16 protein-coding genes and 8 tRNA genes are annotated in these 19,269 nt (G+C 61.4%); 21 read left to right on the top strand and 3 right to left on the bottom strand.

The features are described 5' to 3' along the window. Positions 1–23 precede the first annotated feature (23 nt). Complete coding sequence (gene lysA / locus D9M09_RS08005) at positions 24–1,274, bottom strand: diaminopimelate decarboxylase (RefSeq protein ID WP_070219738.1); 1,251 nt, start codon at positions 1,272–1,274, stop codon at positions 24–26. Positions 1,275–1,418: 144 nt separating this feature from the next. Between lysA and D9M09_RS08010 the strand changes: the two genes are divergently transcribed. The 7 genes from D9M09_RS08010 to D9M09_RS08040 all read left to right on the top strand — a co-directional run bounded on the left by D9M09_RS08010 (position 1,419) and on the right by D9M09_RS08040 (position 4,592). Next, the gene (locus tag D9M09_RS08010) at positions 1,419–2,330 is read left to right on the top strand and encodes a LysR family transcriptional regulator (RefSeq protein ID WP_070312354.1); all 912 of its coding nucleotides are present in this window, start codon (positions 1,419–1,421) and stop codon (positions 2,328–2,330) included. Between the two features lie 70 nt (positions 2,331–2,400). Next, on the top strand, positions 2,401–3,807 hold the full coding sequence (gltX, locus tag D9M09_RS08015; RefSeq protein ID WP_121669008.1) for a glutamate--tRNA ligase: 1,407 nt from the start codon (positions 2,401–2,403) through the stop codon (positions 3,805–3,807). Between the two features lie 136 nt (positions 3,808–3,943). Continuing rightward, positions 3,944–4,019 (top strand) — tRNA-Ala (locus D9M09_RS08020). A gap of 54 nt (positions 4,020–4,073) precedes the next feature. Then, positions 4,074–4,149: transfer RNA gene (locus tag D9M09_RS08025), tRNA-Glu, on the top strand. A 133-nt stretch (positions 4,150–4,282) separates the two neighbouring features. Then, positions 4,283–4,358: transfer RNA gene (locus D9M09_RS08030), tRNA-Ala, on the top strand. A 37-nt stretch (positions 4,359–4,395) separates the two neighbouring features. Then, positions 4,396–4,471: transfer RNA gene (locus D9M09_RS08035), tRNA-Glu, on the top strand. A gap of 45 nt (positions 4,472–4,516) precedes the next feature. Continuing rightward, a tRNA-Ala gene (locus tag D9M09_RS08040) sits at positions 4,517–4,592 on the top strand. 419 nt (positions 4,593–5,011) lie between these two features. Here D9M09_RS08040 and D9M09_RS08045 read toward each other — a convergent pair. Further along, positions 5,012–5,947, bottom strand: a complete 936-nt coding sequence (locus D9M09_RS08045; protein WP_099411979.1) for a LysR family transcriptional regulator — start codon at positions 5,945–5,947, stop codon at positions 5,012–5,014. Between the two features lie 203 nt (positions 5,948–6,150). On the opposite strand from D9M09_RS08045, the gene lhgO reads away from it, so the two are divergent. The 12 genes from lhgO (at position 6,151) to aqpZ (ending at position 15,077) form a co-directional block, all read left to right on the top strand. After that, positions 6,151–7,356 carry an L-2-hydroxyglutarate oxidase gene (gene lhgO / locus D9M09_RS08050; protein WP_121669009.1) on the top strand — a complete coding sequence of 402 codons (1,206 nt, stop codon included), beginning with the start codon at positions 6,151–6,153 and terminating at the stop codon, positions 7,354–7,356. Between the two features lie 103 nt (positions 7,357–7,459). Further along, positions 7,460–8,773, top strand: coding sequence for an MFS transporter (locus D9M09_RS08055; RefSeq protein WP_227742140.1), 1,314 nt, complete (start codon positions 7,460–7,462; stop codon positions 8,771–8,773). 326 nt (positions 8,774–9,099) lie between these two features. After that, a tRNA-Glu gene (locus tag D9M09_RS08060) sits at positions 9,100–9,175 on the top strand. A gap of 122 nt (positions 9,176–9,297) precedes the next feature. After that, positions 9,298–9,373, top strand: a tRNA-Glu gene (locus D9M09_RS08065). A 70-nt stretch (positions 9,374–9,443) separates the two neighbouring features. Further along, positions 9,444–9,519 (top strand) — tRNA-Glu (locus D9M09_RS08070). 95 nt (positions 9,520–9,614) lie between these two features. Next, the gene (earP, locus tag D9M09_RS08075; protein WP_121669011.1) at positions 9,615–10,784 is read left to right on the top strand and encodes an elongation factor P maturation arginine rhamnosyltransferase EarP; all 1,170 of its coding nucleotides are present in this window, start codon (positions 9,615–9,617) and stop codon (positions 10,782–10,784) included. A gap of 135 nt (positions 10,785–10,919) precedes the next feature. Further along, positions 10,920–11,495, top strand: coding sequence for an elongation factor P (locus D9M09_RS08080; protein WP_070223695.1), 576 nt, complete (start codon positions 10,920–10,922; stop codon positions 11,493–11,495). Positions 11,496–11,653: 158 nt separating this feature from the next. Beyond that, positions 11,654–12,793: an amidase family protein gene (locus D9M09_RS08085; RefSeq protein ID WP_070289890.1), complete on the top strand. Its 1,140-nt coding sequence runs from the start codon at positions 11,654–11,656 to the stop codon at positions 12,791–12,793. A 35-nt stretch (positions 12,794–12,828) separates the two neighbouring features. Then, positions 12,829–13,239: a hypothetical protein gene (locus D9M09_RS08090; protein ID WP_070223698.1), complete on the top strand. Its 411-nt coding sequence runs from the start codon at positions 12,829–12,831 to the stop codon at positions 13,237–13,239. A gap of 65 nt (positions 13,240–13,304) precedes the next feature. Then, positions 13,305–13,763 carry an Ivy family c-type lysozyme inhibitor gene (locus tag D9M09_RS08095; protein WP_162995609.1) on the top strand — a complete coding sequence of 153 codons (459 nt, stop codon included), beginning with the start codon at positions 13,305–13,307 and terminating at the stop codon, positions 13,761–13,763. Then, positions 13,763–14,173, top strand: a complete 411-nt coding sequence (locus D9M09_RS08100) for a GNAT family N-acetyltransferase (RefSeq protein ID WP_070312216.1) — start codon at positions 13,763–13,765, stop codon at positions 14,171–14,173. The genes D9M09_RS08095 and D9M09_RS08100 overlap by 1 nt, the downstream gene beginning before the upstream one ends. A 214-nt stretch (positions 14,174–14,387) precedes the next feature. Continuing rightward, a complete protein-coding gene (gene aqpZ, locus D9M09_RS08105; protein ID WP_070223703.1) occupies positions 14,388–15,077 on the top strand; it encodes an aquaporin Z in 690 nt (229 codons plus the stop codon). 292 nt (positions 15,078–15,369) lie between these two features. Here the strand turns inward: aqpZ and D9M09_RS08110 are convergent, their stop codons facing one another. Further along, complete coding sequence (locus D9M09_RS08110) at positions 15,370–16,197, bottom strand: AraC family transcriptional regulator (RefSeq protein ID WP_121669012.1); 828 nt, start codon at positions 16,195–16,197, stop codon at positions 15,370–15,372. 138 nt (positions 16,198–16,335) lie between these two features. Between D9M09_RS08110 and D9M09_RS08115 the strand changes: the two genes are divergently transcribed. Both D9M09_RS08115 and cysS read left to right on the top strand, forming a co-directional pair. Continuing rightward, on the top strand, positions 16,336–17,577 hold the full coding sequence (locus D9M09_RS08115; RefSeq protein WP_121669013.1) for an MFS transporter: 1,242 nt from the start codon (positions 16,336–16,338) through the stop codon (positions 17,575–17,577). Positions 17,578–17,814: 237 nt separating this feature from the next. Continuing rightward, positions 17,815–19,203, top strand: coding sequence for a cysteine--tRNA ligase (cysS, locus tag D9M09_RS08120; RefSeq protein ID WP_121669014.1), 1,389 nt, complete (start codon positions 17,815–17,817; stop codon positions 19,201–19,203). Positions 19,204–19,269: the final 66 nt, after the last annotated feature.

Genomic DNA, 19,269 nt, shown 5'->3' on the forward strand with positions numbered 1-19,269 from the left:
CATGCCCGCACGCGGGCGAGGATTTACAGTTGTTCCAGCGCGATCAGCTCGGCCACCGTCTGGCGGCGGCGGATCAGGCGCGACGGGTGTTGCTCATCGGCGCCATCGACCAGGTATTCGGCTGCATGCGGGCGGCTGTTATAGTTCGACGACATCGACGCGCCATACGCGCCCGCGCCTTCGAAGACCACATAGTCGCCCACCTGCGCTGCCGGCAGCTGCCGGGTTTCCACCACGCCGCCATCGCGCTGGGTGAAGACGTCGCCCGATTCGCACAGGGGGCCGCCGACGACGGTGGCGTGCTGCTCATCGAGAGCGCGGCCGTCGTGCGCGATCACCGACATTTCATGGTAGCTGCCGTACATGGCGGGGCGCATCAGTTCATTGAAACCCGTATCGAGCAAGGTGAAGTGCTTGCCGCCCATTTGCTTGGTGGCGCGCACTTCGGCCACCAGCAGGCCCGCATCGGCCACGAGGAAGCGGCCAGGTTCGATTTCCAGGTGCACGCGATGGCCCAGGTGCGCCTCGATCTGCTTGCGCGCCGCATCCCACAGCTGGAAGTAGTGGTCCGTGTCGACTGGTTGCTCGCCTTCGCGGTAGGGCACGGACAGGCCGCCGCCCGTGGAAATGGCTTCGATGTCGTGGCCCATGTTCTTGACCAGGTCGACCATGGTGCCGCAGACGGTTTCCAGGTGGCTGTAATCGACGCCCGAGCCGATGTGCATGTGCAGGCCCACCAGGTGCAGTCCGTGGGCGCGAATGACGGCCAGCGCCTCCGGCAGCTCTTCGTACCAGATGCCGTGCTTGCTGTTTTCGCCGCCCGTATTGGTCTTGTTGCTGTGGCCATGCCCATAGCCGGGATTGATGCGCAGCCAGACGCGGTGACCGGGCGACACGGGGCCCAGCTGGCGCAGCATGTCGACGGAGCCGCAATTGACTTCAATTTTTGCTGCTGCCACGCGCGCCAGGGTGGCGCGGTCGAACAGGTCGCAGGTGAACACCACGCCGGCCGCGCCATTCGTTTGCGCCGGCGTAAAGCCTGCCTGCAGCGCGCGCTCGATCTCGCCCAGCGAGACGGCGTCCACGTGCACGCCCGCTTCGCGCATCAGGGTGAGCAAATGGATGTTCGAGTTGGCCTTTTGCGCGAAGCGCACGGTGTCAAATTGCGCCAGCTGCGCGATGCGCGCGCGGATGGTGGCCGCGTCATACACCCACAGGGGCGTGCCGTGTTCCTGGGCGAGTTGGGCGAGGGTGGCGTCTGGCACTGGTTTCATGGCGGTGGTCTTTGTCATTTTATGGAGGGGTGTCGGATTACGCGCTTTGCGCTAATCCGACCTACGATGCTGACAATGATGCGGCTTTTCTGTGTAAACATAAAATATCCATTTAAGGTGACCTTATTCATTTATGATATGGTCATGACCATCTCATTGCGCCACATCGAGGTTTTTCGCGCCATCATGACGACGGGCAGCGTGACGGCCGCCGCCGCCATGCTGCACACCTCGCAGCCCACCGTCAGCCGCGAGCTGGCGCGCCTCGAGCACTTGACGGGCCTGACCCTGTTCGAGCGCGAACGGGGGCGTCTGCGCCCCACGGCCCAGGCGCTGCAGCTGTTCGAGGAAGTGCAGCGCGCGTATTTCGGCCTGGAGCGCATCGTCAGCACGGCGGCGGCCCTGCGCCAGTTCGACCAGGGGCAGTTGTCGATCGCCTGCCTGCCCGTGTTTTCCCAATCCTTGCTGCCGCAGGCGTGCAAGCGCTTCGTCGCCGACTTTCCCAAGGTGAGCATCAGCATCACGCCGCAGGAGTCGCCGCTGCTGGAAGAATGGCTGTCGGCGCAGCGCCACGACATCGGCCTGACGGAAGTGGGCAATGCGCCGCCGGGCACCGCGCTCGATACCTTGATGTCCGTCGACGAAGTATGCGTGCTGCCCGACGGCCATGCGCTCGCCAGCAAGGCCGTGCTGCGGCCGGCGGACTTCGCGGGCCAGCCTTTCATCAGCCTGGCCGCCGTCGACCCCTACCGCCAGCAGATCGACGCCATCTTTGCGCAAGCAGGCGTGGAGCGGCGCATGGCGCTCGACACGCACAGCGCCGCTTCCGTGTGCGCCATGGTGCGCGAAGGCGTGGGGCTGGCCATCGTCAATCCGCTCACGGCCCTCGATTATGCGGGGCAGGGCTTGCAGATCCGCCGCTTTGCCGTATCCCTGCCGTTCACGGTGAATCTCGTGAAACCGTTGCACCGGCCCTTGTCGCAGCTGGTCGCCCTGTTCGAGCAGGCGCTGCATGCGCAGGCGGACGAGGTGAAAAGGCGCTTGCTGCAGCTGTGACGGCGCTTGTGGAGCGGCGGCGGTCAACAGAGTAAAATGGCGTTTTACTTATTCAAGCCTGATTACTTCGATGACCACAAACGCTACTCCCGTCCGTACCCGTTTCGCTCCCAGCCCGACCGGCTATCTGCACCTGGGCGGCGCCCGCACCGCTTTATACAGCTGGGCGTATGCCCGTCACTTCGGCGGCACTTTCGTGCTGCGCATCGAAGACACGGACGTGGAGCGCTCCACGCCGGAAGCCGTGCAAGCCATCATCGAAGGCATGAAGTGGCTGGGCCTTGATCACGACGAAGGCCCGTTCTACCAGATGCAGCGCATGGACCGCTACCGCGAAGTGGTGGCGCAGATGCTGGCCGAAGGCACGGCCTACCATTGCTACTCGTCGCCGGAAGAAGTCGAAGCGATGCGCGAGCGCATGCGCGCCGCCGGCGAAAAGCCGCGCTACGACGGCACCTGGCGCCCGGAACCGGGCAAGACACTGCCTGCCGTGCCAGCGGACCGCAAGCCCGTCGTGCGCTTCAAGAATCCGCTCGATGGCGACGTGACGTGGGACGACGTGGTCAAGGGCACGATCACGATCTCGAACCGCGAACTGGACGACCTGGTGATCGCCCGCCCGGACGGTACGCCAACCTATAACTTCTGCGTGGCCGTCGATGACTGGGACATGGGCATCACGCACGTGCTGCGCGGCGACGACCACGTCAACAACACCCCGCGCCAGATCAACATCCTGCGCGCCATCGGCGCGCCGCTGCCGCTGTACGGCCACCTGCCGATGATTCTGGGTTCGGACGGCCAGAAGATGTCGAAGCGCCGCGATGCCGTCAGCGTGATGGATTATCCGGCGCAGGGCTTCCTGCCTGAATCGATGCTGAATTACCTGGCGCGCCTGGGCTGGAGCCATGGCGACGATGAAGTCTTCTCGGTGGCGCAGTTCTGCGAGTGGTTCAACCTCGAGCACCTGACCAAGTCGGCCGCGCAGTTCGACCTGGAAAAGCTCAAGTGGCTCAATAACCAGTACATCAAGCAGGCCGACAATACCCGCCTGGCCGACCTGGCGCGTCCGCAAATGGTCGCCGCCGGCGCCGTCTTCGAAGGCGCGCCGGACCTGGCGCAAGTGCTGGGCATGATGAAAGAGCGCGCCAACACGGTCAATGAACTGGCTGACGCTTCGATGCTGTTCTTCCGCGAGCCGCAGCCGGAAGCGGAACTGGCTGCGCAGCACATCACGGATGCCATCAAGCCCGTGCTGGCGCAGTTTGCCGAGCGCATCGCCACGGTGGAGTGGAGCAAGGAAGCCGTGGCCGCCATGATCAAGGAAGTGCTGGCCGCCAATACCATCAAGATGCCGCTGCTGGCCATGCCTTTGCGCCTGATTCTGACGGGCCAGCTGCAGACGCCGGCCATCGATCAGGTGGTGGTCATGTTCGGCCGCGACACCGTGCTGGCGCGCCTGGCAAAGTGTCTGTAATCGCTGTTCTGAAATAAGCGCTGGAATAGCCGTAAAAATAGAGTGCGGAAACCGCCCCTATGAAAAGTTGCTCATAGACGAAAAAGGGTATTTGCAGAGTGAAACTTCTTTGCTATACTCTTGTTTCTGCACCAACGGGGGTATAGCTCAGCTGGGAGAGCGCTTGCATGGCATGCAAGAGGTCAGCGGTTCGATCCCGCTTACCTCCACCAGCAGCAATGATGTTGCTTGTTGAAGTGGTGCAGATGTTGTTTGGAAGTTCCGCGGTCCCCATCGTCTAGAGGCCTAGGACATCACCCTTTCACGGTGAGTACAGGGGTTCGAATCCCCTTGGGGACGCCAGGTAGTTGTGGTATAGTAGTGGCAGTTGTTTGTACTGATTGTTGTAAGTTCAGGCCCGTAAAAAACGGAATCTGGATGGAAAGCAAGTAGTGGAACAAAGTCGCCAAGTGCGGCTTTTATTATTTCTGCGCCCGGGGGTATAGCTCAGCTGGGAGAGCGCTTGCATGGCATGCAAGAGGTCAGCGGTTCGATCCCGCTTACCTCCACCAACAGCGCAGAAGTAAGGTAGTAAACTGTAGTTCCGTGGTCCCCATCGTCTAGAGGCCTAGGACATCACCCTTTCACGGTGAGTACAGGGGTTCGAATCCCCTTGGGGACGCCAGTTCAGTCTGGTGTTGTAGTAAGAAGTAGCAGTGTTTCTGCGCCCGGGGGTATAGCTCAGCTGGGAGAGCGCTTGCATGGCATGCAAGAGGTCAGCGGTTCGATCCCGCTTACCTCCACCAACAGCGCAGAAATCACGTGATAATCAAAGTCGCCTCGGGCGGCTTTTTTTATTTCCGCAACACTTCCCGCCATACCCGACAGGGGAGTGTGGCGTAGGTCGGATTAGCGTAGCGTAATCCGACAGCACCATCTTCTGAAGCCAGCATCCGTATCCATGCCGCCTCCACCAACAGCGCATAAATCACATGATAATCAAAGTCGCCTCGAGCGGCTTTTTTTATTTCCGGACTCTTTTCCGCCATACCCGACAGGGGAGTGTGGCGTAGGTCGGATTAGCGTAGCGTAATCCGACAGCACCATCTTCTGAAGCCAGCATCCGTATCCATGCCGCCTCCACCAACAGCGCATAAATCACATGATAATCAAAGTCGCCTCGAGCGGCCGAGGTGGCCAGCGGGCGGCGCATGGCCGGCAGTTATCAGCGTTCCGTTATGCTGCCCAGCGGTCGCGATAGATCGGCAGTGAAGTCGACATATTGGGTGGAAAGCCCGCGTAGCTGGTCGAGCAGTGGACGGTTGTCTCCGCGCCGCCACTGAAAAGAATAGATTACCGGCGCTGGCATTTCGGCGGCGGCGAGCGGGAGCAGCAGACCCTGGTCAACCAGCTTTTGACTCCAGCCAGTGGGCAGTATGCCGATCCCGACAGAGGCAATCAGCATGCCGGCAATGGCCCCCCAATTATTGCAACTTATACGCTCAACGGCAGCGATGCCGTGAGCCAGTAGCCAGTCATCAATCAGTCGCGTGGTGCCAGCTGATGGCGGTAAGGCAACGATGGGCTGTCCAGCGTCAAGTAAATCGGCGGCACCACGTAAGCCAGGCGGGCTGTCAGATACAGCCAGGGTTGGCGCGGCAAGCCAGATGAATTGTGCTTGGCTGACTGGTTGCGACAGGATGCCGTGGTGCGATGAGCGTCCGGCAATGATCGCAAAATCGAGCTCGCCCTTGGTGACACGGCTTTCCAGAACTGAGCCCACGTCGACATAGGGTTCGAGCGTCAATTTGGGATGCAGTGCCCGGACTTGCGCAATGAACTGCGGTAGCCAGGTCAGCGCGCTGAGTTCGCCAACACCAAAGGTGCAACGGCCAACTAGCCCGGCAGAGGGTGCGAAGGCGGTACGTATTGCGGCGGCGTCATCGAGCAGCGCCAGCGCGCGTGGCAGCAATGCCTGGCCTGCATCGCTGAGTACGGCGCGGTGGCCACTCCGGTCGAACAGATTGATGCCAAGCGCTTCCTCCAGTTCTGAAATGCGCTTGGAGAGAGACGATACGGACAAATGCAGGCGTTCGGCGGCAATCGCAAAGTTGGCGCAGGTGGCGGCCCAGTAGAACGCTTCGAGTTGCTTTAAAGTCATGGACATCACTTGTTCTCTTTTTTCGAAATTAATTGTACATAATTTTTCGCTTTTATCTAAATTGTGCTTGATCAAAAATGCTTGACAGGGCAAATCGCGTCGGTGCCAGGCGTTGGGCGGGCGGCATATGCAGGCCCTCGTCCTTCACCAAAGTGATGCATGTAGCAGTGAAATGACGAGTTTGCTATTTTTTGAGAGGCGCAATGAACAAGAAGCGTTATGCAGTTATCGGCGGGGGGATAAATGGCCTCGCAGTCGCACGTCAGTTATTGTTGGATTTTCCCGACGCCACGGTGGTGCTGTTCGAAAAGGAGGCGAGTGTCGCCAGTCATCAGTCCAGCCACAATTCGGGTGTAGTCCATGCCGGTCTGTACTATGAGCCGGGGGGGCTCAAGGCACGACTTTGCAGGCGCGGGGGCGAATTGATTGGCAACTATTGCCGCGACAATGCGATCCCCTACGACGAGTGCGGCAAAGTTGTCGTCGCGCTACAAGAGGAAGAGTTGCCTCGCCTGGAGGCGATTTATCGGAAAGCGCAGGCCAACGGTGTGCCTGGCGTGCGGCTGATCGGCTCAAATGAGCTGCGCGAAATCGAGCCCAACTGCATCGGCCTGGGCGCCTTGCATTCACCGAAAACGGCGATTGTCAGTTACGGTCAAATTGCGGCCCGAATCGCCGATGAAATCAGGGAACGTGGCGGGCGCATTTGTCTGAATTCGCCGGTTGAGCGCCTGCTGGAGCAAGGCGGCGAAGTACGGGTCGAACTTGCAGACGGAGAGGTCTTCGATACGGTATTCGATCAGGCAATTGCCTGCGCGGGTTTGCAGTCAGATCGCCTGGCAGAGCGTTCGGGCGATCAGGACGCGCCACGCATCGTACCGTTCTTCGGCCAGTATTACGTGATCGACGAGGCTTTCAAGTCGCATGTCAAAGGCTTGATCTACCCGGTGCCGGACCCGCGCTTTCCTTTCCTCGGGGTGCATTTCACAAAGCGTATCGACGGACAGATGACGATCGGCCCGAATGCTTTCATATCCTTCGGTCGCGAGAACTATGACGGCCGCAGCATGAACCTGGCCGACATCTTCAATTTTGCCAGCTACCCCGGCTTTTGGAAGTTTGCTGCCCGTAACCTGCCGGCGACGCTTCGGGAACTGAAGACTGTGGTCAGTGAGGCGAGCTTTGTCCGCGAGGCGGCGCGCTATGTGCCGACGCTTGCCTCGGTCGGTATTGTTCCGGCGGTGCGTGGGATCCGTGCCCAGGCAATGGAGGCCAATGGTGCGCTGGTTGACGATTTCGTGATTCGCCAACACGGCAACATTACCCACATCCGCAATGCACCGTCACCAGGGGCGACATCGTCGCTAGCCATTGCTGAATACATTGTGCGTGAAGTGATGAGGCGCTGAGTTTGCGTAGCGGACAACGTACGGTTGTCTGTCGCCCCCCAGCCAGCCCCAACTCGAACGCTCTAGGCGAAAAATAAAAAAATTAATTCATGAAGGAGACATTTTGAACATTCAAAAAACGGAACAGGAAACCCCGGCACAGACAAAAAGTCGTTTGCGCAAAGTGGCGGCAGCGACCATCGTCGGCTCAATGCTGGAGTGGTATGACTTTTATCTTTACGCGACGATGGCGTCGATTGTCTTCAGCAAGGTCTTCTTCGATACCTCGGACCCGGCGAATGCATCGCTGCAAGCCTTTGCCACCTTCGCCATCGGCTTTGTGGCGCGACCGATCGGGGGGCTGTTCTTCGGCTACTTCGGCGACCGCTACGGGCGCAAGAAAATGTTGTTCGTTACTTTCTGTATGATGGGCTTGTGCACGACCGCCATTGGCCTGGTCCCTTCCTACGCCAGCATCGGCGTTTGGGCGCCCCTGTGCCTGGTGCTGATCCGCATTGTGCAGGGCCTGGGCGCCGGTGCCGAACTGGCGGGAGCGGCGGTAACTTCCTACGAACATGCGGCCGACAACAAGAAGGGACGACAAGGTGCGTGGCCTGCATTGGGGCTGAACCTTGGCCTGTTGCTGTCGTCGCTGACCGTTTATCTGCTGACCGTCAATGGCGACAAGTTTTTGCTTGCCGGCGGCTGGCGCATTCCCTTCATCCTCAGTTTCGTGCTGGTACTGGTTGGGCTCTGGGTGCGTGGGAGTCTGCCGGAAACGCCAGAGTATCACCACTTCGAGGAAAGCCATCGCCAGAAGAGGCCGTTCCGCGAATTGTGGAAAACCAATCTTAAGGGCCTGGGCGTCGTCTTCTTTGTCGCCATCGGTTACAACGCACTGAGCTATGTCTTCAAGACCTTCTCGCTGGCCTACCTGACCCAGTTCAAAGGCATTTCGGCCAGCGTGACATCGCTATCGGTGACACTGGCCAGTCTGGTCGCAATCTTTACCGTCCCGCTCTTCGGCTATCTGTGTGACAAGTTCAGCAGCAAGAAGCTGCTGATCGTCGGCGGCCTGCTGTCAGCATTGTTCGCGTACCCGTTCATGCAGTTGCTCGACAGCGGCGAGAACAGGCTGATTTACCTGGCGCTGATCGTCGGCACCGGGGTGCTGGCGCCGATGATGTTCGCCCCACAGGGCTCTTTCCTCAGTCGCCAGTTTGCCGTGCAAAACCGCTCGACGGGGGTCGGTTCGGGGCGTGAAATCGGCACTGCCATTGCCGGCGGTATTGCCCCGTTGTGGGCGTTATCAATGGTGGCCCAGTCCGCGACGCGTGACACGAGCGCCGTGGCCTTGATGCTCACGTGCTCCGGAGCGATCGTCGCATTGGCAGCATACTTCGACCAAGGTTATCGCTTCAGCCATTACAAGAACTGATGGTCAACGCGGCGGGCCAGGCTTGCTCAGCTCCTCCCGCCGCCCAACCCTTGTATGACGCGGGTTTGGGCCAGTGCAAACGAAGGGGGGGCAAGAGGCTTTCCTTTTGCTGGCCTGGCTGCTGTTGCCGAGGACCTGTACCTCGCCCGCGCAGCCGATCGATTGCACATTGAGCAATCGCCGCCGGGAACGGTTTCCTCCATGGAAAATAAGATGCGCCTGCGGTTGATTTTATGAATGGCCCCGTGCTATACTTCGCGCACGCTTTTTTGAGGGGCTAAGCAAAGCCTTCAACGAAGAGTCCGCTGAGAGTAAAGCCAGCACAGGTCCCCATCGTCTAGAGGCCTAGGACATCACCCTTTCACGGTGAGTACAGGGGTTCGAATCCCCTTGGGGACGCCAGGATTTAGTTGTAAAGCAAGAGTGCAGTGCTGAACGGGCCTGACAAGTCAGGCCTTTTTTGTTTCTGCGATTGCTGCAGTACCGGGTCAGGATGCGAAGTAATGCATTCAGGACAGATTTCTGTCCCCATCGTCTAGAGGCCTAGGACATCACCCTTTCACGGTGAGTACAGGGGTTCGAATCCCCTTGGGGACGCCAGATTCGCACGCAGTCAGCAAGTAAAGTAACAGGTCGGGATGCAACGCAGCGCATCCAGGACAGATTTTCTGTCCCCATCGTCTAGAGGCCTAGGACATCACCCTTTCACGGTGAGTACAGGGGTTCGAATCCCCTTGGGGACGCCAGACCGGCTGAATCAGCCAACAAAAAAGCCGCCTGGTAACAGCGCGGCTTTTTTGTTATTGGTCGCCATGCCCACGTTTTTCTCTTCCCCTTGACTATGCCACTACCTACCGATCGCGCACCATCTCTCGCCATCTTCTGCAAAGTCGTCGACAACTACGGCGATATCGGCATTTGCTGGCGCTTGGCGCGGCAGTTGAACGGCGAGCACGGCGTCGCCGTCACCCTGTGGGTCGATGATTTATCCAGTTTCCGGCGCATCTGCCCCGAAATCGACGTGGCGGCCGAAGCGCAGCAGGTGTCCGGCGTCACGGTCCGCCACTGGCGCGGCCAGGATGGCGCGTTTGCCCCCGCCGATATTGCCGACATCGTCATCGAGTTTTTTGCCTGCGACATTCCGCCCGGCTATATCGCCGCCATGGCCCAGTGTTCGCCGCAGCCCGTATGGCTGAATCTGGAAGGATTGACGGCGGAAGAGTGGGTCGAGGGCTGCCATGCGCTGACGTCGCCGCGCCACGGCATGATCAAGCATTTCTTCTTTCCCGGTTTTACCGATAAGACGGGCGGCTTGCTGCGCGAAGCGGCGCTCGATGAAAAAAGGCTGGCGTTCCAGTCCGATGCGCCCGCCATGGCGGCATTCCTCGGGCAGTTCGGCGTCACGGCGGCGGAAATGTGCGCCGTGAAAGTATCGCTGTTCTGCTATCCGTCCGCGCCCGTCGCCGAGCTGTTCGCGGCCTGGCAGGCGGGTGAGCAAGCTGTGGTATGCCTGGTGCCGGAAGGCGTCGCGTTCGATGCCGTTCAAGCGTTTATCGGCGACGATGCGGCGCTGCCTGGTGCGGCGCGCACGCGCGGCGCGCTCACCGTGTGCGTGCTGCCTTTCGTGCCGCAGGACGATTACGACCGCCTGCTGTGGGCTTGCGACGTGAACCTGGTGCGTGGCGAGGATTCCTTCGTGCGCGCCCAATGGGCGGGCCAGCCGTTTCTCTGGCATATCTACTTGCAGGACGAAAACTTGCATCACGTGAAATTGCGCGCCTTCCTGCAGCGCTATGCGGTCGATGCGGACGGCGCCATCGACAGCCTGGTGCAGGCGGCGCTGGCCTGGAATGGCGCCAGCGCGGACGCCTTGCCGTGGGCGCAGCTGTGGCCCGCATTGCAGGCTGATCTGCCGCGCATCCGGGCGCGCGCGCAAGCCTGGCAGCGGCAGATGCAGGCGCATGGCGATCTGGCAAGTAACTTGCTGGCGTTCGCCGGCGCGACGAGATAGGCGCTTGCCCAAAATTAAGGTAAAATGCCCGGTTATTTCTAACGTATTTTTAACCGATCAAACGCAAGCTTGCGGCGCTGATGGCGCACAGGCGGCAGATGGTCTTCATGCAACCCACTTTTTACGTACATTCCTATGAAACCCGCAAAAGAAATTCGTGTTGGCAATATCATCATGGTCGACAGCAAGCCAATGATCGTGTTGCGTTCTGATGTCAACGGTTCGAGCCGCACGGGCTTCACCTACAAATGGAAGATGAAAAATCTTCTGACGAACACCCCGATGGAAAACGTGTTCCGCGGCGACGACAAGTTCGACGTGGTTGTTCTGGATAAAAAGCCAGTGACGTATTCGTACTTCGCCGACCCGCTGTTCGTTTTCATGGACACCGAGTACAACCAGTACGAAATCGAAGAAGAAAACCTGGGCGATGCACTGCATTACCTGAAAGATGGCATGGAATGCGAAGCCATTTTCTACGACGGCAAGGCTATCTCCGTTGAACTGCCGACGACCATCGCCCGTCAAGTGGTGTACTCGGAGCCTGCGGTCAAGGGCAACACGTCGGGCAACGTCCTGAAAGAAGCCAAGATCGAAAACGCCATCGACGCGCACCGCCACACCGTGCAAGTGCCGCTGTTCGTGGCGCAGGACGACGTCATCGAAATCGACACCCGTACCAACGAATACAAGCGTGTCGTGCGCAACTGATACGCGCCAGTGCTTGACCATCAAGAAACGCTGCCTTCGGGCGGCGTTTTTTTTTGCTTGAAAAATAATTCCTTTCAACAACAATTGAGTTGCAAGGACTGCTATGCTACGGCTAGCACATTATTGCGTTAGAAACACTGAGGTTTCCTGGAGATACGATGCAGCGCAGTCAGATGTTACGCAGTGGCGCGTCCCGGGGCGTGTCGCGCCCCGTATTGGCCCGTGCCACGGCGCCCGCCAGTCCCATGGCCCATTTGCTCGACGCAGGGGTCTTGCCGCAACAGCAGATGATGCAGGCAGGCAAACTCAGTTCCCATGCGCTGACGTCGCAGTACCTGGCGCGCATCCGCTCCCTGTGCAGCATCGGCGCGCGCGCCTATCCCGGCATTGAAATCAATCCCGACGCGCTGAAAATTGCGCTGGAAATGGACCGCGAGCGGCAGGTGCACAAGGTGCGCGGCCCCTTGCATGGCATCCCCGTCGTCTTGCGCGACAATATCGCCACGGGCGACCGCATGAAGACGCGCACGCAGGCACCCCTGGCCACGCATGCCAGCTGCGATTCCTTTGTGGCGGCGCGCTTGCGCGCGGCCGGCGCCGTCATCATCGGCAAAAGCAATTTGCGCCAGTGGGCCGCCGTCAGCGTGCCGCATGCCAGTGCCAGCTGGGCCGGCCTGACTATCCTGGCCGTCGACAGCGCAGCGGACGGCTCCATCGTCGCGCCTGCTTCAAACTGCGGCCTGGTCGCCATCAAGCCCACGGGCAGGACCGCTGGCGGGCAGGGCGGTGAGCCAGCCACGGCAGGGCCGATGGCGCCCAGCGTGCGCGAGGCGGCCTGGCTGCTCGCCGCCCTGACGGGCGAGCGCCTGGCCGATGGCTTGACGCTCGACCTTGCCGGCTTGCAAGGGCGCCGCATCGGCGTGGCGCGCAGCCTGTTCGGCCTGTGCGCCGGGACCGATGCCGTGATCGAGCAGGCGCTGCTGGTGTTGCGCGAACAGGGCGCCGAACTGATCGAGCCGCCGCCCGCGTCCGGGTCTGGCGGCATTGAAGCGCTGCTGCGTTCGCATGCGCTCGATGCGCTGGTGGGGCCGACCTGCCATGGCGTATCGCCGCAGTCCGACTTGCCGCATATTACAGTGCCTGCCGGCATGGTCGGGGGCTTGCCGGTCGGCTTGTCCTTCATCGGCCCAGCCCACGGCGACATGGCGCTCATTGCAATGGCGTATGCCTACGAGCAGGCGACTTTGCACCGGCGCACGCCCGCACTGCCATCGAGCATCACCCTGGCGCTGCGTTGACCATGATGATTCCTTTCGTTTTCTTTCGATAAACTATGCTTGCAAGCTTGCTGCTGAGTGCGGCCGTGGCCGCCACCCCGACTCCTTTTGACGCCGAGCAGCTGTCCGGCAGCTGGTCCGACAGCGTGAATACGAATAGTGTGTGCGAAGAAGCGCGGCACTTTACGCGCATGCAGTTGTCTGACGATCATCAGCGGCTGGCGATCTTCAACGACCGCACGTGGAAAAGCAAGCTGGGCGAAACCAACCGCTTTGCCGCGACGGTGGTGGCGGAAACGGAGCGCAGCCTGACGTTGCGCTATGACAATGAGACCCGCCTCAATGCCGCTGGCAAGCTGGTGGAATGGCAGTTGATCATCGTCGCGCCCGGCGTGTACCGCTGGCGCGAGACGGGCTGGCCGGAAGGCAAGGTCAACGGCGTGGTCGGCATCCGCTGTTCTCCCTGAGGCGCGCGCACAAGCATGCCATTCTGTTATGCTTCCGGCATTACATTATGCTTTTAGGAGTTTGCATGTCTGTACGTTTGCTTTTACCCGTATTCCTGGGCGCCACCGTGGCGCTGGCCGCCGTGCCGGCACAAGCGCGTACGCCCAGACTGTCGCTGATCGAGCAGGCGCAGAGCTGCGACGGCGGCCATACCTGTCCGTATTTCCCCGATGTCTACAAGGCAGACTACGCCTTTCGCAAGGCCTTCAATGAGGGCTTGAAAAAGGCGGGCCTGAAGCGGCAGCGCTGGGTGCCCGATGGCGTGGCCAGCCCGCTCAAGCCCGTCGAGATCGACGGCAAGGCACGCCTGCTGAGCAGCGTCTGCGAACCGCACAATTGCGGCCACCGCTATTCCATTTTGTACGACCCCGTCGCGCGCAGCATGACGGGCGTGTACATGGGCAGCGATGCCAAGGGCGGCTTGCGCACCGTGTATTTCGGCGAGCCCAGCATCGCCGAAGCCGACTTGCTGTACAAGAACTGATGCACGCGCCGCTACGCATTTCCAGCGAGCGCGGCGAGCTGGACGTGCCCATGATCCACCGCTACCTGAGCGAGCAGTCGTACTGGAAGCGCGGCGTGGCGATCGAAACGGTGCGCAAGGGGATCGCCAACGCGCTGTGTTTCGGCGGCTATGTGGATGGCCAGCAAGTGGCGTTCGCCAGGGTCATCACCGACTACACGGATTTTGCCTACCTGCGCGACGTGTTCGTGCTGCCGTCCTACCAGGGGCGCGGCTACGGCAGGCAGATGGTGGCCGCCGTACTTGGTGATGCGCGCTTGCGCGATGTTGCCTGGATGCTGGGCACCGATGACGCGCATGGCCTGTATGCGGGCTTTGGCTTTGCGCCGCTGGAGGCTCCGGAAAAGTATATGCGCCGCCCCGCGCCATGAGAATTATCAAAACAACCTTTAGGTGTCAAGAGAACTATTAGCATTATTGTACGTAATAATGTTGCATTGATAATGACGTCGTGTCATTATGCGCGCTCTGCAGCGTGCGTTGCTGGTGCTGTGCTTTGCCGTCGCCCTTGGGCGGGGCAAAGGTGGTGAGCGGTCCGATTGGTCGTCCCTGGCACGTTTTCTCGTCACTTTAAAGGAATACATCATGAAACAATATGGCGCCGAATTTCTCGGCACGTTCTGGCTGGTACTGGGCGGTTGCGGCAGCGCCGTGCTGGCCGCCGCCTTTCCCGGCCTTGGCATCGGCTTTGCCGGCGTAGCGCTGGCGTTTGGCCTGACGGTGCTGACCATGGCTTACGCCATCGGCCACATCTCGGGCTGCCACCTGAATCCTGCCGTCTCGATCGGCCTGTGGGCCGGCGGCCGCTTTCCCGCCAGCCAGTTACTGCCTTACATCATCGCGCAAGTGCTGGGCGCCATCGTGGCCGGCGGGGTACTGTACGTGATCGCCAGCGGCCAGGCCGGTTTCGACGTCAGCAAGGGCTTTGCCTCGAACGGCTTCGGCGCCCATTCGCCGGGCGGTTATTCGATGCTGTCGGCGCTGGTCATTGAAATCGTGCTGACGATGTTCTTCCTGATCGTCATTCTGGGCGCCACCGACAAGCGCGCCCCGGCCGGCTTCGCCCCGTTGCCGATCGGCCTCGCGCTGACCCTGATCCACCTGATCAGCATCCCCGTCACCAATACTTCCGTCAACCCGGCCCGCAGCACGGGCGTGGCCCTGTACGTAGGCGATTGGGCCACGAGCCAGCTGTGGCTGTTCTGGCTGGCCCCTATCATCGGCGCCTTGCTCGGGGCGCTGGCCTACCGTCTGATTGCGGGCGAAAAAGAGTAGGTCGGCTTAGCCCGCAGGGCGTAAGCCGACAATGCCGGCAGCTTAGCTTGTCGGCTTACGCGCGGCTGCGCCGCACTAAGCCGACCTACGACGCTGGTTTAGCGGCTGCCCATGAAAAAGTGGTTTGTCGGCTTACGCGCGGCTGCGCCGCACTAAGCCGACCTACGACGCTGGTTTGGCGGCTGCCGGTGAACAATCAAGTTGTAGGTCGGCTTAGCCCGCAGGGCGTAAGCCGACAATGCCAACAGTGCAGCTTGTCGGCTTACGCGCGGCTGCGCCACGCTAAGCCGACCTACGCGGCGCGCCACTCGCTCAGGTAGTGCTGCGGCGTGCGGCCCAGGATGCGGCGGAACATGGCGCTGAAGGCGCTGGGGCTGGCGTAGCCCAGCGCATAGGCGATGGCGGCCACGCCTTCGCCCCGGTCCAGGCGGCAGAATGCCTCGGCCAGGTGGACTTGCTGCAGCCATTGGCGGTAGTGCAAGCCCGTTTCCTTCGGGAATAAGCGGATCAGGGTGCGCGCGCTGGCGCCCGCATCCTGCGCCCAGTCCTCGATGCTGCGCCGGCTGCCGGGCGCGTCCATGATGGCCGAGCAGACGGCCACCAGGCGCCGGTCGCGGGGCCAGGGGATGGCGAGGGGCACGGTATCGGCCGTCGCCAGTTCCGACAGGATCAAATGCGCCAGCCAGTCGCCGCGCCCCGCCAGCGCATATTCGATCGGTTCGGCCAGCAAGGCCAGGATCAGCTCGCGCAGCAGCCGGCTCACTTCCAGCACCTTGCAATCGGCGCCATACGGGGCCGCCACCTGCGCATCGATGTACACGGTGCGCATGCTCAATTCGCTCAAGATATGGACTTCATGCACGACGCCCACGGGGATCAGCAGGGCGCGCCGGGGCGGCAAGATCCACACGCCATGTTCGGTGGAGACGCGCATCACGCCTTCCGTTGCATACAGCAGTTGCGCCCGCACGTGGCTGTGCGGCGCCGTGTAGTCGCCGGCCGCATATTGCCTGGACATGGCCGTCACCGGGCGCGGTACATGCTGGTAGTCGTGCGAGCTGGTGCTGCGGCTGAAGGGCACGCCATCGGGGTGGGTCTGGGCGGGTGGGTGGGTGTACATGTCGGTCGTTGGCTTGTCGCCTGATTGTCACTCAGTTGTCACTTGGGCGACGATTATTGGAAGTTATCAGTTCAGTGACCATACTATACTGGCTTCTTTGCCGGGCCGCCCGCCGTGCCCGATTATTGCGGAAGACACATGCATACAACCACAACTGCCCCGGCATTGGCCAAGTCCGTGCCGGCGGCTCCCTCGCTTCATAGTTCCCAACAACAATCCGGTCTGGCCATGCACATCCTGGGCGCCGTCGCCTTCGTGCATTTGCTCAATGACTTGATCCAGGCATTATTGCCGTCGATTTATCCGATGCTGAAAGCCGAGTTTTCACTCAGTTTTACCCAGGTCGGCCTCATAACCCTGACGTTCCAGTGCACGGCATCGTTGCTGCAGCCCTGGATCGGCTTGTATACGGACCGCCGTCCGCTGCCATTCCTGCTGCCGGTCGGCATGTGCTTTACCCTTGCCGGCGTGCTGATGCTGTCCGTCGTCTCGACCTTTCCGACCCTGCTGCTCGCCGCCGGCCTGATCGGCGTTGGTTCCTCGACTTTCCACCCGGAAGCGTCGCGCGTGGCGCGCATGGCCTCGGGCGGGCGCTACGGCTTTGCCCAGTCCCTGTTCCAGGTGGGAGGCAATGTCGGTTCCGCCCTGGGACCGCTGCTGGCGGCCGCCGTCATTGTGAACCGTGGCCACGGCAATGTCGCCTGGTTCAGCTTGCTGGGAGTGCTGGCCATCGGCGTGCTGTACAAGGTCAGCCACTGGTATAGCGGCCACCTGGCCAGCTTCAAGCCGAAGGCGGGCGGCCATGGCCCGAACTTGTCGCGCAACAAGGTGATTGGCGCGCTGGGCGTGCTGGCGCTGCTGGTGTTCTCGAAGTACATCTACATGGCCAGCCTGTCGAGCTATTACACCTTCTATCTGATCGACAAATTCCATTTGTCGCTCGGCGATGCCCAGCTCTATCTGTTCCTCTTCCTTGCCGCCGTCGCGGCCGGCACCTTCATGGGAGGCCCCATCGGCGACCGCATCGGCCGCAAGCGTGTGATCTGGATTTCCATCCTGGGCGCCGCGCCATTTACCCTGCTGCTGCCGTACGTCGACCTGTTCTGGACGGCCGTCCTGACGGTGATCATCGGCTTCGTGATTTCGTCCGCGTTTTCCGCCATCGTCGTTTTCGCGCAGGAATTGGTGCCGGGCAAGGTGGGCATGATCGCAGGCATCTTCTTTGGCCTGATGTTCGGCGTGTCCGGCATCGCGGCCGCCGCCATGGGCCACCTGGCTGATATCTCCGGCATCGCCTATGTGTATAAAATCTGCTCCTATTTGCCGCTGCTGGGCATCCTGACGGTGCTGCTGCCGCAGATCGAGCAGGCGAAAAAATAAGCGGGTGACGCGGGAGGGCTTGACGGCCCGCCCGCGTACATGCGATATTCGTCCCATGATCACTTTCATCCTCCCTCCAGTTTCCGCATCCGGCGCCGCTGCTGCGCTGTGTCCGTGCGCCTGGCCCCGTGAGGATGCGGCTGCGCGCCGCTGACGTTCTACTCCTCATTCCGATGGCCACAGTGTTGAAAAACCTGTGGCCATTTTCTTTTTCCGCAGCGTTAATGAAAGCCCCGCATGACACTTCATCTGTACGATACCTATGCGCGCAGCCTGCGCCCGTTTGAACCCATCGCCCCGGGCCAGGCGGGCCTGTACGCCTGCGGCCCCACCGTCTACGATTACGCGCACATCGGCAACCTGCGCACCTACCTGTTCGTCGACGGCTTGCGCCGCGCGCTCGCATTCAACGGTTTGCAGGTGCGGCATGTGATGAATATCACGGACGTGGGCCATTTGACGTCGGACGCGGACAGCGGCGACGACAAGGTCGAAGCGCGCAGCCGGCGCAGCGGCGAGTCGGCCTGGGATATCGCCGCCGCATTCACGCGCGCGTTCGAGGACGATCTGCGCCAGCTCAATATCCTGCCGCCCACCGTCTGGTGCCGCGCCACCGACCACATCGCGGAACAGATTGCCTTCATCCTCGACCTGGAAGCGAAGGGCTATACCTACCGCACGGACGACGGCATCTATTTCGACACGACGCGCCAGGACAGCTACGGCAAGCTGGCGCGCCTGAACCGCGACGGCCTGCAGGCGGGGAAACGCGTGGACTTGGGACAGAACCGCGACATCTGCGACTTCGCGCTGTGGAAGTTCAGCGGCGTGCCGGGACAGCGGCAGATGGAGTGGGACAGTCCGTGGGGCCTGGGTTTCCCCGGCTGGCACATCGAATGCTCGGCCATGGCGGAAAAGCACCTGGGCGCGTATTTCGACATCCATTGCGGCGGCGAAGACCACGTGGCCGTCCACCACAGCAACGAGATCGCGCAAACGGAAGCGCGCCATGGCACGCGCCTGGCCAACTTCTGGCTGCACGGCGCCTTCCTCAAGACGCAGGAGGCGAAGATGTCGAAATCGTCGGGCGACTTTTTGCGTTTGCAAAGCCTGGTGGAGCAGGGCGTCGATCCGCTGGCCTACCGCTACCTGTGCCTGGGGGCCCACTACCGCAGCAGCCTCAATTTCACGGATGAAGCCCTGCGCGCCGCCAGCAGCGGCCTGGCGCGCCTGCGCGTGGCCGTGCATGCCTTGAGCGAAGAGCAGGGCCAGGCGGATGGCGAGGCCGATGCGACATGGCGGGCGCGTTTTAGGACCTGCATCAACGATGACCTGAATTATCCGCGCGCGCTGGCCGTCGCCTGGGAGCTGCTGAAAAGCGGCCTGCCGGACGCCGTCAAAAAGGCCACCATGGCCCGCTTCGATATGGCGCTGGGGCTCGATCTGCTGGCCTGGCAGCCGGCGCAGGTGGACGTGCCGCAGCCGGTGCTGGCGTGGCTGGCGGAGCGGGCCAGCGCCCGCGCGCAGCGCCAGTGGGCCGAGGCGGACCGCTTGCGCGAATTGGCGCGCGCGGCCGGCTACGACATCGACGATACGCCGCAGGGGCAGCAGGCGCGCGCTTTGTGACACACTGTGAGCGTGTGGCCGTATCCGCGGCGGCCATGCATAATGACCGCCTGATGAAACTGGAGA

It is taken from the genome of Janthinobacterium agaricidamnosum (assembly GCF_003667705.1).
Lineage (GTDB): Bacteria > Pseudomonadota > Gammaproteobacteria > Burkholderiales > Burkholderiaceae_D > Janthinobacterium.

Coding starts and splice junctions, on each gene's coding strand:
- lysA (WP_070219738.1), bottom strand. CDS start 1,274: ATGAAACCAGTGCCAGACGCCACCCTCGCCCAACTCGCCCAGGAACAC.
- D9M09_RS08010 (WP_070312354.1), top strand. CDS start 1,419: ATGACCATCTCATTGCGCCACATCGAGGTTTTTCGCGCCATCATGACG.
- gltX (WP_121669008.1), top strand. CDS start 2,401: ATGACCACAAACGCTACTCCCGTCCGTACCCGTTTCGCTCCCAGCCCG.
- D9M09_RS08045 (WP_099411979.1), bottom strand. CDS start 5,947: ATGACTTTAAAGCAACTCGAAGCGTTCTACTGGGCCGCCACCTGCGCC.
- lhgO (WP_121669009.1), top strand. CDS start 6,151: ATGAACAAGAAGCGTTATGCAGTTATCGGCGGGGGGATAAATGGCCTC.
- earP (WP_121669011.1), top strand. CDS start 9,615: ATGCCACTACCTACCGATCGCGCACCATCTCTCGCCATCTTCTGCAAA.
- D9M09_RS08080 (WP_070223695.1), top strand. CDS start 10,920: ATGAAACCCGCAAAAGAAATTCGTGTTGGCAATATCATCATGGTCGAC.
- D9M09_RS08085 (WP_070289890.1), top strand. CDS start 11,654: ATGCAGCGCAGTCAGATGTTACGCAGTGGCGCGTCCCGGGGCGTGTCG.
- D9M09_RS08090 (WP_070223698.1), top strand. CDS start 12,829: ATGCTTGCAAGCTTGCTGCTGAGTGCGGCCGTGGCCGCCACCCCGACT.
- D9M09_RS08095 (WP_162995609.1), top strand. CDS start 13,305: ATGTCTGTACGTTTGCTTTTACCCGTATTCCTGGGCGCCACCGTGGCG.
- D9M09_RS08100 (WP_070312216.1), top strand. CDS start 13,763: ATGCACGCGCCGCTACGCATTTCCAGCGAGCGCGGCGAGCTGGACGTG.
- aqpZ (WP_070223703.1), top strand. CDS start 14,388: ATGAAACAATATGGCGCCGAATTTCTCGGCACGTTCTGGCTGGTACTG.
- D9M09_RS08110 (WP_121669012.1), bottom strand. CDS start 16,197: ATGTACACCCACCCACCCGCCCAGACCCACCCCGATGGCGTGCCCTTC.
- D9M09_RS08115 (WP_121669013.1), top strand. CDS start 16,336: ATGCATACAACCACAACTGCCCCGGCATTGGCCAAGTCCGTGCCGGCG.
- cysS (WP_121669014.1), top strand. CDS start 17,815: ATGACACTTCATCTGTACGATACCTATGCGCGCAGCCTGCGCCCGTTT.